This window comes from Pantoea sp. AN62, assembly GCF_050432985.1.
In the GTDB taxonomy this organism is placed as follows: Bacteria; Pseudomonadota; Gammaproteobacteria; order Enterobacterales; family Enterobacteriaceae; genus Pantoea; species Pantoea brenneri.
This window is the reverse complement of sequence record NZ_JBNPYB010000033.1, coordinates 1-13067: the sequence shown is the minus strand read 5'-3', so window position 1 is coordinate 13067 and position 13067 is coordinate 1. Positions and strand designations below refer to the sequence as shown.

At 54.3% G+C, this 13067-nt stretch carries 12 protein-coding genes and 1 pseudogene; 6 read left to right on the top strand and 7 right to left on the bottom strand.

Annotated features, from left to right (window positions below; all coding sequences use genetic code 11):
* Window positions 1-357 precede the first annotated feature (357 nt).
* From FHW04_RS23165 to FHW04_RS23150, 4 genes are all read right to left on the bottom strand, one after another.
* The gene (locus FHW04_RS23165; protein ID WP_031377765.1) at window positions 358-1329 is read right to left on the bottom strand and encodes a ParB family protein; all 972 of its coding nucleotides are present in this window, start codon (window positions 1327-1329) and stop codon (window positions 358-360) included.
* A gap of 7 nt (window positions 1330-1336) precedes the next feature.
* Window positions 1337-2536 (bottom strand): AAA family ATPase, encoded by a 1200-nt coding sequence (locus FHW04_RS23160; protein WP_046289285.1) that lies wholly within the window; start codon window positions 2534-2536, stop codon window positions 1337-1339.
* A 1714-nt stretch (window positions 2537-4250) separates the two neighbouring features.
* Window positions 4251-4460 carry a hypothetical protein gene (locus FHW04_RS23155; RefSeq protein ID WP_031376863.1) on the bottom strand — a complete coding sequence of 70 codons (210 nt, stop codon included), beginning with the start codon at window positions 4458-4460 and terminating at the stop codon, window positions 4251-4253.
* Between the two features lie 673 nt (window positions 4461-5133).
* Entirely contained in the window at window positions 5134-6063 is a 930-nt protein-coding gene (locus tag FHW04_RS23150) for a RepB family plasmid replication initiator protein (RefSeq protein ID WP_031376864.1), read from the bottom strand.
* Between the two features lie 473 nt (window positions 6064-6536).
* On the opposite strand from FHW04_RS23150, the gene FHW04_RS23145 reads away from it, so the two are divergent.
* On the top strand, window positions 6537-7907 hold the full coding sequence (locus tag FHW04_RS23145; RefSeq protein ID WP_089562527.1) for an aldehyde dehydrogenase family protein: 1371 nt from the start codon (window positions 6537-6539) through the stop codon (window positions 7905-7907).
* A 3-nt stretch (window positions 7908-7910) separates the two neighbouring features.
* On the opposite strand, the gene FHW04_RS23140 is transcribed toward FHW04_RS23145, so the two are convergent.
* Window positions 7911-9122 carry an NAD(P)/FAD-dependent oxidoreductase gene (locus tag FHW04_RS23140; protein ID WP_089562528.1) on the bottom strand — a complete coding sequence of 404 codons (1212 nt, stop codon included), beginning with the start codon at window positions 9120-9122 and terminating at the stop codon, window positions 7911-7913.
* A 111-nt stretch (window positions 9123-9233) separates the two neighbouring features.
* Between FHW04_RS23140 and FHW04_RS23135 the strand changes: the two genes are divergently transcribed.
* Window positions 9234-9572: a hypothetical protein gene (locus FHW04_RS23135; protein WP_069729585.1), complete on the top strand. Its 339-nt coding sequence runs from the start codon at window positions 9234-9236 to the stop codon at window positions 9570-9572.
* Between the two features lie 7 nt (window positions 9573-9579).
* Here the strand turns inward: FHW04_RS23135 and FHW04_RS23130 are convergent, their stop codons facing one another.
* The gene (locus FHW04_RS23130; protein WP_069729586.1) at window positions 9580-10128 is read right to left on the bottom strand and encodes a helix-turn-helix domain-containing protein; all 549 of its coding nucleotides are present in this window, start codon (window positions 10126-10128) and stop codon (window positions 9580-9582) included.
* A 110-nt stretch (window positions 10129-10238) separates the two neighbouring features.
* On the opposite strand from FHW04_RS23130, the gene FHW04_RS23125 reads away from it, so the two are divergent.
* The 4 genes and pseudogenes from FHW04_RS23125 to FHW04_RS23110 all read left to right on the top strand — a co-directional run.
* Window positions 10239-10907: an AzlC family ABC transporter permease gene (locus FHW04_RS23125; protein ID WP_031376867.1), complete on the top strand. Its 669-nt coding sequence runs from the start codon at window positions 10239-10241 to the stop codon at window positions 10905-10907.
* On the top strand, window positions 10904-11227 hold the full coding sequence (locus tag FHW04_RS23120; RefSeq protein ID WP_031376868.1) for an AzlD domain-containing protein: 324 nt from the start codon (window positions 10904-10906) through the stop codon (window positions 11225-11227). Before FHW04_RS23125 ends, FHW04_RS23120 begins: the two co-directional genes overlap by 4 nt.
* 99 nt (window positions 11228-11326) lie before the next feature.
* On the top strand, window positions 11327-12235 hold the full coding sequence (locus FHW04_RS23115) for an alpha/beta hydrolase (protein ID WP_094106394.1): 909 nt from the start codon (window positions 11327-11329) through the stop codon (window positions 12233-12235).
* Window positions 12236-12291: 56 nt separating this feature from the next.
* Window positions 12292-12972, top strand: a pseudogene (locus FHW04_RS23110) (DJ-1/PfpI family protein); the annotation flags it as partial.
* A gap of 15 nt (window positions 12973-12987) precedes the next feature.
* Here the strand turns inward: FHW04_RS23110 and FHW04_RS23105 are convergent.
* The coding region (locus FHW04_RS23105) for an IS1 family transposase (protein ID WP_001401901.1) at window positions 12988-13067 on the bottom strand (80 nt) is incomplete at its 5' end.

Genomic DNA, 13067 nt, shown 5'->3' with positions numbered 1-13067 from the left:
TGGCTCTGGCTCTGGCTCTGGCTCTGGCTCTGGCTCTGGCTCTGGCTCTGGCTCTGGCTCTGGCTCTGGCTCTGGCTCTGGCTCTGGCTCTGGCTTTGGCTTTGGCTTTGGCAGGGAAGTCCGCCATTTTGCTGGCGAGGTGAAATACAAGCTGGCGATTTCACGCTGAATTTCATGCGCTGAAAAAGCATTTATTCATTAAATATCAAACAGATATGTTTTATAACTTAACTGAAACGCTGGCGATTTCAGCCTGAAATTCGCCTTCAGAGCAGGTGAGGTGGGTATGGCGCATTGGCTGGCTGATGAGATAAAAAAAGCCAGCGATGAGCGCTGGCTTGATTGTCTGACCAAAGATTAACGAGAAAGATATTTTTTCAGTGTCTCAGCAATGACTTTATCCAGCTCTTCCTGCAACTCTTTCGACTGGCGATTAAACTCATAGCTAAACATCCGACCGCGAACCTTCTTACGGGCAAAACGATCTTTGTCAGCAAATGACCAAAGCGTGGTTGCCTGCGTTTTATCTTTTTCCGGCTCCTTCATTAATGTCTGGCTGCCCTGACGAATCAGACGTAGGATATGGTTTTTAAGCTCATCCTCTGCCAGACCATCGCGTGCACAAACCACATCAATTTCCATTGAGATGGAATCGATCAACGCCTCAACAGTTTGACCGGACTCACTGATTTTTTCAGCCGCCTGCAACAATGCTTTGTAGTCCGGATAGGTCAGTTCAGAATGATTGGGGAATAGCGAAATCAATTCAGCCGGTACGCTGGCGGCCTGCAAAGCTCGCGTCACTTTAGCCTGAGATAACCCCTGATTCTCCGCAATCTCTTTCTGCGACAGGCCGCCATCTTTCAGTGCTAACAGGCGCATACCCACTTCACGCAGGTTATGTTCACGCGCAGTCTGAATATCCTGCGCCAGCCGACGTGCCTCATCAGCGCTGATTTCTGCATCGCTGATCAGAACATCAAGACCGGTTTTGCAATAAATTGCCGCAGCACGACGACGTGAACCATCGAGGATTTCTATCCGGTCGTTTCGCATAATCCCGATAGCCGGGAAGAACTGTTGCAGCTTAATAGTGCGAATAATGTCACGCAGTGAATCTGGCGTCAGCCCGGCCTGGTCGCGGCCGTTCGTTTCCATCGTGACAAAGGTTTTAGTTTCAACTTCATTTGCGGCGATGCGCTCAAAGCGAAACAGTGCGCGCTTGCCGGTTGCCAGTACGAAGGTCTGGCTGTGCTGGTCACCCTTGTTGTCATTATCCAGCGGAGTCTGGCTGAAGGTTCTGCCAATCGTAATTCTTTTTGCGCTCATACAAACCTCAGTTCAGGCGAATAAATTCGATACGGTCAAAAACCGCTTTAGCGAAATCCTCAGCAGCCGAACGCGCATTTTTTAATGCTTCGCTACTACCGACATAAGTCGAAGGATTTGCTGAGATCACGGTGTCGAATGATTCACCGCACCGTTCGAAGCCGTCAAGACGGGGAAGGGCTGCGTCCAGCATGTCTCCACCAAAGATTTCTTTGGCGAGGCTATGACACAGTTTGTGATCCGCCTTGTTTGAGAGTTTCGACATAAAGCCGATGTTGCCTTGCAGCCGACAGGTTGCTCCCGAGTCTTCGATGATGCCAATCAGCTCTGGCAAACGGGTCAGGTACTTCAGGGTTGAATGGAAATCAACCTGAGCAGGCGGTACCGGCGTCATCAGCAGGTCTGACGCGGCAATAGCGTTCTTCAGGAAAGCGTCCAGATGGGGGCCGCTATCAATAAAGATGAAGTCATAATCCTTCTTCAGTTTAGCGATGACGTTGTCATACAGCACTGAATGGACGTTTTGACCGGGCAGATGCTCAGCGCATAATTCATCCCAGCGTGAGGCAATAAAGGCGTCGTCGATAGATGCCGGCAGCACATCAACGCCCGGGATGATCGATGAGACAATAAATTCATTCACCAGCTCATCGCGGCTGACATTTTGCAGCATGGCCTGTGCCGCAGTTGCTTCCACCAGGCCAACTGAACGCTCGTGATTTAAAAACATGGTGGCCGATGATTGTGGATCGAGATCAATCACCAGTATGCGCAAATCTTCAAACAAAAGATGGGGATGGGCGCGCAGCGCGTGTGCCAGCGAAACGGTGGAAACCGTCTTAGAGACGCCACCTTTCAGGTTACCCACGAACAGGGTATACGCATCGGCGTGGCGGTCACGATACTTAGGCACGCCACGGTGGTGATAAATGTCGATGATGTTCTGGATCGACATCGCATACTTAACCGATGAACCAGCAGCGCGTTTATCAAACTGATAGCCACTTTCTTCCATCTCATTAACCGCGTAATCCACACTGGCACGGGTCAATTTAGGCAACTTGGCTAACGCCGCTTTGGCATAGACCTGATAATAAGTGTTTTCGTGTAACTCTTGTTTTTGCGCCTGAATTTGCTCGGTTAGGCTTAGCAGCATGCGTTCTGAACGCTGCGCCACCTTCATTACCTGCTTATCATCGTTAGCCATAGTTGCTCCAGACATGTAGGATTTATGACTTTATACAGAAATCATGCACATGAGGCAATAATTTATCTTCTCAACGTAAAGCTCGTATTTGTGTAGTCAGGCTGGTTATGGTGAGCTTCATCACATTATCGTCGCTATGCTGATTTACTTAAAGCCTCTCCAGTGAGCTGAACGTTCACTGTAAACAGTAGATCGGCTTCAGAACATTCACTGTAATCAGTAACCGGTAGGGTCTGGCTAAGGTAATGAGGATTGAGTTTGCCGGTTAAGGAGAGAACAGGGCATAAAAGGAAGAGGGGAGCGGGACTGGCAGGGAGAGCAGGGAGAGCAGGGAGAGCAGGGAGAATAATAGTCCGGAACGGGTTCAAACATTCACTGTAATCAGTAGCACCTGTCAGCATGGTAGTAGCGATATGAGCAGAAGCCCCCGGCAGTGACCGCTGAACGGTGCCTTTACTGGCTTTTCTGGGGGAACCATACGTAGCTAAGCACGGTGATGAATTGATGTCACCCAGCACTCAGCACTCAGCACTCAGCACTCAGCACTCAGCACTCAGCACTCAGCACTCAGCACTCAGCACTCAGCACTCAGCACTCAGCACTCAGCACCCAGCACCCAGCACCCAGCACCCAGCACCCAGCACCCAGCATTATGGCATTACGAGAAACGGTTTATGTAACGTTCACTGTAATCAGTAAAATCCACCGACAAAGCTTTGCAGCATGATGCGACCGGCAACGAAACTTGCTGAACGTTCACTGTAGTCAGTAACCGGGTGACTGTTGGCGATAATGCAGCAGGGAAATCCGGCAAACATTCACTGTAATCAGCAAATCTCAGCAGGCGTCAGGCTAACTGTTTAATCATTGAGCGCTGACTAACTGACTGGCTCTATTGCTGACAGAGATGAAGGGCGAGCAAAGCGTCAAACGTTCACTATAATCAGTAGCGCAGCATTATCCTGACAACTCAGCGTTCACTATAATCAGTAAAAAATACGCGCGTTGCTCGTAACGTTCACTGTAATCAGTAAACCACCTTCGACAGAACGGCGGGCTTAATCAAAGTGCATCAGACATGCAGACTGTCACCCGGCTGCCATCCCGCGTAATGCAGGCACCCAAAAGGCATACAGCGCCGTGTGTTGGCTTGACCTGTCTGACCTTTGAAACGAGACCTGAACTGAGCTTAGCGCTTCTGGCGTTGATTCTGAGGCATCAGATGTGGCCCCTGAACGAGAGCCGTAGACCTGTCGCTAACTTAAAGCGCTAAACCCAGCGAGCAGGATCCTCAGCCTTTGCCGTATGCCTTAAGCGCTATCCCAGCGTGCAGCATCCTCAGCCTTTGCCTCGTGCCTTAAGCGCCGAATCGACCAGCACAACCGCGGTTTTCCAGCCCGTGAGCTTGCCTGCTTATCGTGAGGCGTGAGCTTTCAATCCTGAGCCCTGACACTGACATGGATGCAAAACCGTGATGTCTTAACCTACGCTTTGAGCCTGAAAATTTAGCTCGTAGCTCGTAGCTCGTAGCTCGTAGCTCGTAGCTCGTAGCCAGAAGTCACAATCATTAACCCTACGCCCGCAACCCTTAGACTTCATTCCAGAGCTTCAGCATTACGCCTAAGCAGTCAACGTCAGACCGCCAGCCACTCATGGAGCAGAGCAGGGCACCATCAGCTTTCCAGCCAGTCACAGCCACGCTCAAACAGCTGAACTAATTACCACCGATGAAGCCGATCAGCCCGTAATCCGCATTCAGAATCGCAACCAGACATTCACTGTAATCAGTAGTCCGATTAGCTCGTTCTCTTTCAGCCAGCACAACGCCACAAACATTCACTGTAATCAGCAGACCATTCACTGTAATCAGTAGGACATCCTGGAAACGCTTTCGCTTTGCTGCCATAAGCAGCGTTTTGTTCACAGCGTATCCAGCCGGAGAACAAACCGTGCGCAACGTTCACTGTAATCAGTAATCCATCCGGTTTCCTTGCCATCACTTACGGCGGAGGTCACAACAATCGTGTTGGCAGCGATGCTCAATCACGTCAGGAGAGGCGGGGCACAGGTCTTTAACGTTCACTGTAATCAGCGATTTTGCGAACCCTGTCACGTTTGTCACTGATTATCCTGAAAAGCTTTGCCGGTTAGCGTAATAGCCTGCTCAAAGGCACTGAGTCAGTTAATAATCTTATAGCTCAGTGATTTAGGCCCTATCATTCACTGTAATCAGTAATGCGCTGTGGTAAAGGGTTCACTGTAATCAGCAGACCCGCGTTTACCTGCCGGGAACATTCACTGTAATCAGTAAAGCGGGTAAACGCAGCGACCGGCATGAAGAAAACAAAATGAAGCGAGCACTCACTAACCAGTAAAGAACTGTTATTAAATGATTTTCATTAACACCCCCGCAGGAGGATCTATTCGCCTGATTGAGGTTTGCTGATTACAGTGAACGTTACTGATTGCAGTGAACAGTAACAGGGATACTGATTACAGTGAACGGTAGGGGAGCAAAGGAGGGAGAGGCGCAGTGTCACGTTTCGGCTGAAAGTGACACTGCAACGCACAGTAACTGATTGCAGTGAATGTTGTGATCAGTCGTCGAATTCAATCTCATCCAGTGAGTCAATGCTCTCCAGATTACTGATGCCATCAAGTTTCGGCGTACGGCTGTGGATGATAAAAAATACCGAGCGGCCGCGTTTCACTTCTGAATAATCCAGGTAACCAATCTCTTTCAGCTGCTCCATCGCGCGGCGCACTACGTGATTCTGGGTGGTCGTTTTGGAACCGAGGTTCAGACGCATCCGCAGTCGGGCGAGTGAGATTGGGGCAGGATTGGTCGGCAGACTTTCGAGGAAGGTATAAAGCGCCTGAGCAGACTCTTTACGCTTGAGCCGTGAGATAGCCCGCAGCTGCAGTAACACCTTATGATCGAAATTATAGAGTTCGAACAGCTTAGGATCGGCCTGAATACGGACGATATCTTTCTCACGGTCGTAATACGCTGACTGCACCAGGTGCGTATGGTACGCCTTACCGTTACCTTCAAAAGAGAGGGTATTGGTGGCAATACGTCGCAGAGATGCATCCAGTCGCTTACGCAACGCGGCAGAGGAGTTAGCAGAAGGAATGCCACACATCTTCACAAAATCGATAAACGGCAGAGTCACCGTGTCGCCTTTGGTCGGATAACGCGAAAAGGACTGGATAATGCCAGCCCAGGTTTTAAAGTCGTTATCCATATCCAGTCGCGCGCCGGTGATGGTAATCTTTTCATAGCCTTCAGCTTTCACCAGCGAGAGATTTTTCAGCTCTTTAGTCGCATCCGTTGAAGCCATGGCACCCGATTTACCGCGCGCTGTTGATTTCAGCGTCGGAACAAACAATCCCAACCGCATTAAAGCAACAGGTTGAACCGTATTATTCTTGTTGGGATGAAGCTGAATAACTTCACCACTGTTTTTGGTCACCGACAGAAAAGGTTCTAGTAACGCTTTGTTTTCACTATCTTTATCTGCCATAGCTTGAGATCTTCATTCTGTGGATGAAAGGGATCGTTTTCTGACTACAGTGAACATTAGCACTGTTTATAGTGAACATTCTACCTGGTACAGTGAATAAAGTACTGATTACAGTGAACACTTTACTGATTATAGTGAACGCGATCACCCTTTCAGCCCTTGTGGGGTGCGGCCTGCGACGATCGGGGATCTCTTAGGATCTCTATATGATCTCTTTAGGATCGTTATATAGGAACTAATCACTGTATAAGTGGATAACTGCTGTCGGCGCTTACCATTATGACCGGTTAAAAGAATGATCAGGATCATTATGGCGATCGCTACCAGACCCACGATCGTCAGCGTCATACAGGCTGAATCAGCATCAGTTAAATTCTCAAACCCTAAAGAACTTCCTCATTATTATTCATTTTTCATCACTAATGGCTGAGCGTATGGTGGTGGCACTGTTATCTGAATGAGGAAAGTGCATCATGACTGACTATGCCATCTCACGTAACCCGACCACTGGCGAAGAAATTGCACGCTATCCAATGCTGACTGCCGATGAGCGGGAAAAGAGCCTGAGCCGCAGTGCTGACGCTTTTTCACAATGGCGACACAGCACAATGGCAACGCGAGTCGCGGTTCTGCGTCAGTTGGGCGAACAGATCCGCCTGCGTGAAGCTCAACTCTCACGCACTATCACCCTGGAAATGGGTAAACCTATCGCTCAGGCGCGGGCCGAAGTGCTTAAATGCGCCAACTTATGCGACTGGTATGCAGAGCATGGCCCGGCAATGCTGGCTGACCAGCCAACTCAGGTTGCCGATGCGTGGCAACGTTTCCGTCCGCTCGGCGTGATCCTCGCAGTAATGCCGTGGAATTTCCCACTGTGGCAGGTTCTGCGCGGCGCAGTCAGCATGCTGCTGGCAGGCAATACCTATCTGCTTAAACACGCGCCTAACGTCATGGGAAGCGCGACGCTGATGGCTGAGCTGTTCGACGCTACCGATCTGCCGGCGGGTGGCTTTAACCTGATCAACGTCGACAATGATGGCGTCTCCGCCGCGATCAAAGACGATCGTATTGCTGCCGTCGCGGTGACCGGTAGCGTGCGAGCCGGTGCTGCGATTGCCGCGCAGGCCGGTGCCGCCCTGAAGAAAACCGTATTAGAACTGGGCGGATCCGATCCGTTTATCGTGCTGGCGGATGCCGATCTGGATGAAGCCGTGAAATCAGCGGTGATTGGTCGCTTCCAGAACACCGGACAGGTCTGTATGGCGGCTAAACGCTTTATCGTTGAAGCGCCCGTGGCGGAAGCGTTCGAAAAACGTTTCACCGCTGCCGTTCAGGCGTTGACGATGGGCGATCCGCTGGATGAAAACACCTTCCTCGGACCAATGGCGCGCACCGATTTGCGGGATGAACTGCATCAGCAGGTCGAAGCCACGCTGCGTGAAGGCGCGCGTCTGGTGCTCGGCGGTGAAAAAGTGGCGGGGCAGGGTAACTACTATGCGCCGACCATTTTGTCAGACGTCACCCCCAACATGACCGCTTTCCAGCAGGAGCTGTTCGGACCGGTGGCGGCTATTGCGGTGGCGCGCGATCCACAACATGCCCTGGCGATCGCCAATGACAGTGAGTTTGGTCTGAGCGCAACGGTGTGGACTGCCAATGAAGAGATTGCCGATCGGCTGGCGTCAGAGCTGGAAGTGGGCGCCGTATTTATCAACGGTAACGGCGCCTCTGATCCACGAGTGACGATCGGTGGCGTGAAGAAAAGTGGCTACGGACGTGAACTGTCGCATTTTGGCGTGCACGAATTCTGTAACGTCCAGACCGTCTGGAAAAATCGTCGCTAGCTTTTACTGCGCTGCCGGCAGATAGGCAGGCGCAGCAACGTTCCGCCTGTCACTGAGCGGACGCACTAACCGATCCGGCGCAAAGTCAGCCAGCATCGCGGGACGTGCGCCGCTCATCATCTCCTCAGCCACCAGCTTGCCGAGTAACGGTGCCAGCGTCATACCGCTGTGGCTTACCATCAGATAGATCCCCGCCAGTCCGCTCACATAACCAATCGCCGGTAATCCATCAGCCGGGCGTGAGCGTTGTCCGAGCTCAATCCGTTCGATCCGCGCATTGTCACTGTTGGCAAACAGTCGCCGCAGGCGACGCAGCAGTTCATTACCGATCATCCCATCCACTGCAACCGGACGTGCCGGATCGGCATGTTGATCCAGATCCAGCGCCTGCAACATCAGGCGACCCCCACCATCGGGCCGCACGTTCAGTTCCGGGGTGATGATGTTGCAATTGAGCTGAACCGGCAGGGGCTGCGTATGCGCCAGAAAGCTGCAGGCGGCGGGATCGGCACGGTTAGCATCGGTCATCGCCAGTTCAAGACCACACTGCGCCAGCAATTCAGCTGACCAGCGGCCGGTCGCCAGCACCAGCTGATCGCCGTGCCAGCAGTTGCCACTGGCCAGCGTCACTGAGACGCCCTGGTCGGCGGTGGAGAGTGTCGTCACCTGATCGTGACAGATCAGCTCGCCGCCCAGCAGGCGCAGATCGGCCAGCATCCGGGCGATAAACAGGCTCGGATAGATCAGGCATTCAGAGGGGAAATACCATCCCTGCTGTACCCGGGGATCGAGACGCAGTTCCGGCAGGGCAGCCTGCAGTCTGGCGCGATCGTAGGGTTCTGAAGGGTAATCGAGCGCCTTGAGCTTTGCCACCCGTTGTTCAAGCTGACGCCGGGTTGCCGGATCTGCTGCCCACTCCAGCGTGCCGGTTTCCAGCAGCCACGGCGCTGGCGTGGGGTGTTCAGCCTGCCAGCGCTTGTGCTCGTCAATGGCCGCTGCGTTGAGCCGGTGATAGCTGGCCGGATCTTTGCCGTTGGCATTCACCCAGCCATAGCTGATCTGACTGGTGCCGCTGCCGGGATAGCGTTGGTCAAACAGCGTCACCTGCGCGCCCTGACTGGCCAGCGATCGGGCGACCGCTAAGCCCAGCACGCCCGCACCGATGACGGCAATACGGTGTGATCCAGTGTGTTGTCGCACAGTCTTTTGAGGCATAGTCACTCTTCTCCGTAATGGATCGACGCAGCGAAAACCGCCGAGGGTTTGAATCAGGTGGCCTGTTCAGTTCAGGCTGATAGTCAGGATTAACTTAACCGGGAGTCGACAATGCAACAACTCTCAATTGTGCCGCGCCTGTTGCCCGCCGTCCGACGCGGTGAGAAAACCCATACCCTGCGCTGGCAGGAAGGGGATATCCATCCTGGCCCGCTTCGCTACTGTAATCAGCAAAATCCAGCCGACACGCTGGTGGTGTGGGTGACAAGCGTTGAGACGCTGCCGCTAAGTGCGGCAGCGGAGAGATTAGGAAAGCAGGCAGAGTGGCCGGATGCGGTGCTGCTGGCCGGGATGCGCGAACACTATCCGGCAATTGAGCTGACCTCACAGGTGCAGCTGGTGCATCACCTCACACCAGAGGCAACGCGTAAACGCATGGCTGAGGGCTGAACGACGCCTACATATGCTCCATTACCAGCAGCGCCAGGGTATCGGCTTCCAGCGCACGGAAAATATGCGGCTCATCGCCGGGATAGGTAATGTAATCGCCCACTTCCAGTTCGACCGGCGAATCAACCGGACCGACCAGCGCCCGACCTTTAGCGACGATGATGTGCTCAATGGTGTTAGGGGAGTGCGGCTGCGAACAGCGATCGCTACCGGGCTGAACCTGCAACAGATAGATATCGCGGCGTGCGCCCGGCGGACAGGTCGCCAGCAATACCGCCTGATAGTCGGCCAGATCGGCGGTCACCGTCGGCCCTTCCCCCCGGCGAATCACCTGCATACGGCGCGCTTCCGGCTCCATCAGCCGTGAAAACGGAATATTCAGGGTCACGCAAAGCGACCACAGCGTCTCGATGCCGGGATTACCGTTGCCCGCTTCCAGCTGCGACAGGGTGGATTTGGCGATACCCGCGCGACGTGCCACTTCTGCCAGCGATAAGCCGGCCCGCTGGCGTTCACGGACTAATGCGTTGGCAATGATGCTGATAGGGGTATTCAAAGGGACTCCTGCAGTGTGATCGTTCTCTATAACGAACGTAATGTTCGTCTTGTAAAACAGTCTGACGATGTTCATTATAATGGGTAATTCGTTCATTATGAGATCAGGTTATGCAGTTTCCGCAAACAAAGTTGCTGGACAAAGGAGTGGTAAAAGCCATTTTTCTGGTCTGTCTGGCTGATGGCATTGTTGGTTTATCGTATGGATCACTGGCAACCGCCGATGGGTTTCCGCTGTGGGTGCCGCTGGCCCTCTCCACCCTGGTGCTGGCCGGGGCCTCGGAGTTTTTGTTTATTGGCGTGGTGGCCGGCGGCGGCAGTCCGTTCACGGCGGCGGCGGCGGGTCTGCTGGTCAATGCCCGCCATCTGCCGTTTGGCATCGCGGTAAAAGATCTGGTGGGACGGGGTCCGGCGGGCTGGCTGGGTTGTCACATCATGAACGATGAAAGCGTGGTGTTTGGGATATCCCAGCCGAAACTGGCGCAGCGGCGCAGCGCCTTCTGGCTGTGTGGCATCGGCATTGGCCTGATTTGGCCAATCAGCGTTATGACCGGCGCGGCTATTGGCCAGTTCATTCCCGATACCTCGGTCATCGGACTGGATGCGGTGTTTCCTGCCATCCTGATTGCGCTGATTTTTCCGGCGCTGCGTCAGCGTCGAACCCGGGTTCCCGCCGTGCTCGGCGCTGCTCTGTCGCTGCTGGCGACGCCGCTGGTGCCGGCTGGCATGCCGGTGCTGTTTTCGCTGCTGGGCCTGCTGGCATGGAGATCACGCAAATGAGCCACCAGACGATGGTCATCGCCGGTATCGCCCTGCTGGCCGCCGGTACCTGGCTGATGCGCTTTGCCGGTGTCAGGCTGGGAAATCGCTTACCGCTTAGCGAACGCAGTCAGCAAATGCTGTCGGACGCCGCCACGGTATTGCTGTTAGCTGTGGCTGCCACCACCACTTTATTTGAAGGTCAGCACTTTTCCGGTATGGCGCGGGTTATCGGCGTCGGTTTTGCGCTGCTGCTGGCGTGGCGTCGTGCGCCACTGATTATCATTATTCTCGGCGCGGCGCTGATGACGGCGTTATTACGCTACTTCGGGGTGCCTTGATCGACGATAACCCCAGCAACAGCGGGATTTTATTGGAGCAGATATTTGTTAGCATGCCGGTCAGTTAATTTTTGTTAATGAGTAAACAGGCGCTGCTGAATGAATTTTGCCCGTAAAACCTTCCGTTATTGCTTCCCGTTGCTGCTCACGCTGGCCGCTGTTTTTTTGATCATGCCCGCCGAAGCCCGACCTGATCTGCGCCCGTTAGGTGAAAATATCGCCGACAAAGGCTCGGCGTGGTACCGCTTCGAGAGCAGAACTTTTGACTCGCAGGACGGTCAGCGACACTACCGGGTCTGGCTGGGTATTCCGAAAACGGCGGCTCCGCCCGCGGGATATCCGGTGCTGTATATGCTGGACGGGAATGCGGCGATGGATCATCTGACGGAGAGCCAGCTAAAACAGCTGCGCAGCGGCAATTCGCCGGTGCTGGTGGCGGTCGGCTATGACACCCGGCTGCCGTTTGATGTGGCGGCGCGCAGCTACGATTACACCCCACCCAACGATGCACCGAACCCGGAGGTGATTCAGCCGCACGGGCTCAAGGGTGGCGGCAGCCAGCAGTTTCGTCAGTTGCTGCTGACGCATATCGTTCCGTGGGTCGAAACTCAGGCCGCCAGCGATCCGCATCAGCGTGGCCTGTGGGGCCACTCATACGGCGGCCTGTTCGTGCTGGATACCTTTTACCACGCCGCCTGGTTCAGTCATTATTTTGCTGCGGCTCCATCGCTGGGCTGGAACCAGCAACGCATTATCGGACTGGCGCGACGAGCCGATCCGCGTTCGCTACAGCCGCTGTCACTCTATCTGATGGAGAGCGACGGCGTCACCGAACGGCGGGCGGGTCACTCCGATGATCTGCAACGGGAAGAAGCGGAACTGACCAGTATCCTGCGTCCGTCGGGCGTCACGCTGCATCTGACGCATTATGCCGGGCAAAGCCACGGCCAGATCCTGCCCTCGTCGCTACGCGATACCTTAACCCTTTTCTCCGGCGCAAAAGATTGATCAGCGCGGGCTAATCATCGCATGATGTGGTCTGGTGATCCGCCGGGAGTCTTACCATGAGCCGTCCGCTACAGATTGGTCTGTTGTTGTTTCCTGATGTTACCCAGCTGGACTTAACCGGTCCGTGGGAAGTGTTTGCCCGCACGCCGCAGTTCGTCTGTCATCTGGTGTGGAAGGACCTGCAGCCGGTTCGTTCCGATCGCGGCTTGTCGATTCTGCCTGGTATGACGTTCGACGCCTGCCCGCAACTTGATGTGATCTTCGTGCCCGGCGGTCCGGGACAAATCGCGCTGATGTCCGACCGTGAGACGCTGGACTTTTTGCGTCAGCAGGCGCGACAGGCGCAATGTGTGACCTCGGTTTGCACCGGCTCGCTGGTGCTGGGCGCGGCGGGATTGTTACAGGGATATCGCGCCACCTCGCATTGGGGATCGATTGACCAGCTGGCGTTACTGGGCGCTGAGCCGGTCAGCCAGCGGGTGGTACGTGACCGCAACCGGATTACCGGCGCAGGGGTGACGTCCGGCATCGACTTTGCCCTGACGCTGGTGGCCGAACTCTGTGGTGACGCCGTCGCCAGGGCGATTCAGTTGCAGATGGAATACGATCCGGAACCTCCGTTCAACAGCGGCTCGCCCCGAACCGCGCCAGCCGGCGAGGTGGAACAGGCGCGAAGTCAGATGGCGTCTTTCATTGCCACCCGACGTCTGGCCACGGAGCAGGCGGCGGCCCGGCTAGGTAATGACTCCAACTTATTGATAGTGTTTTATGTTCAGATAATGCCCGATGACTTTGTCATGCAGCTCCACCGATTTTGAGAACGACAGCGACT

Bases quoted from the DNA above. Each gene is read 5' to 3' on its own strand.
- FHW04_RS23150 (WP_031376864.1), bottom strand. From the start codon at position 6,063: ATGGCAGATAAAGATAGTGAAAACAAAGCGTTACTAGAACCTTTTCTG.
- FHW04_RS23140 (WP_089562528.1), bottom strand. From the start codon at position 9,122: ATGCCTCAAAAGACTGTGCGACAACACACTGGATCACACCGTATTGCC.
- FHW04_RS23125 (WP_031376867.1), top strand. From the start codon at position 10,239: ATGCAGTTTCCGCAAACAAAGTTGCTGGACAAAGGAGTGGTAAAAGCC.
- FHW04_RS23115 (WP_094106394.1), top strand. From the start codon at position 11,327: ATGAATTTTGCCCGTAAAACCTTCCGTTATTGCTTCCCGTTGCTGCTC.
- FHW04_RS23165 (WP_031377765.1), bottom strand. From the start codon at position 1,329: ATGAGCGCAAAAAGAATTACGATTGGCAGAACCTTCAGCCAGACTCCG.
- FHW04_RS23120 (WP_031376868.1), top strand. From the start codon at position 10,904: ATGAGCCACCAGACGATGGTCATCGCCGGTATCGCCCTGCTGGCCGCC.
- FHW04_RS23145 (WP_089562527.1), top strand. From the start codon at position 6,537: ATGACTGACTATGCCATCTCACGTAACCCGACCACTGGCGAAGAAATT.
- FHW04_RS23135 (WP_069729585.1), top strand. From the start codon at position 9,234: ATGCAACAACTCTCAATTGTGCCGCGCCTGTTGCCCGCCGTCCGACGC.
- FHW04_RS23160 (WP_046289285.1), bottom strand. From the start codon at position 2,536: ATGGCTAACGATGATAAGCAGGTAATGAAGGTGGCGCAGCGTTCAGAA.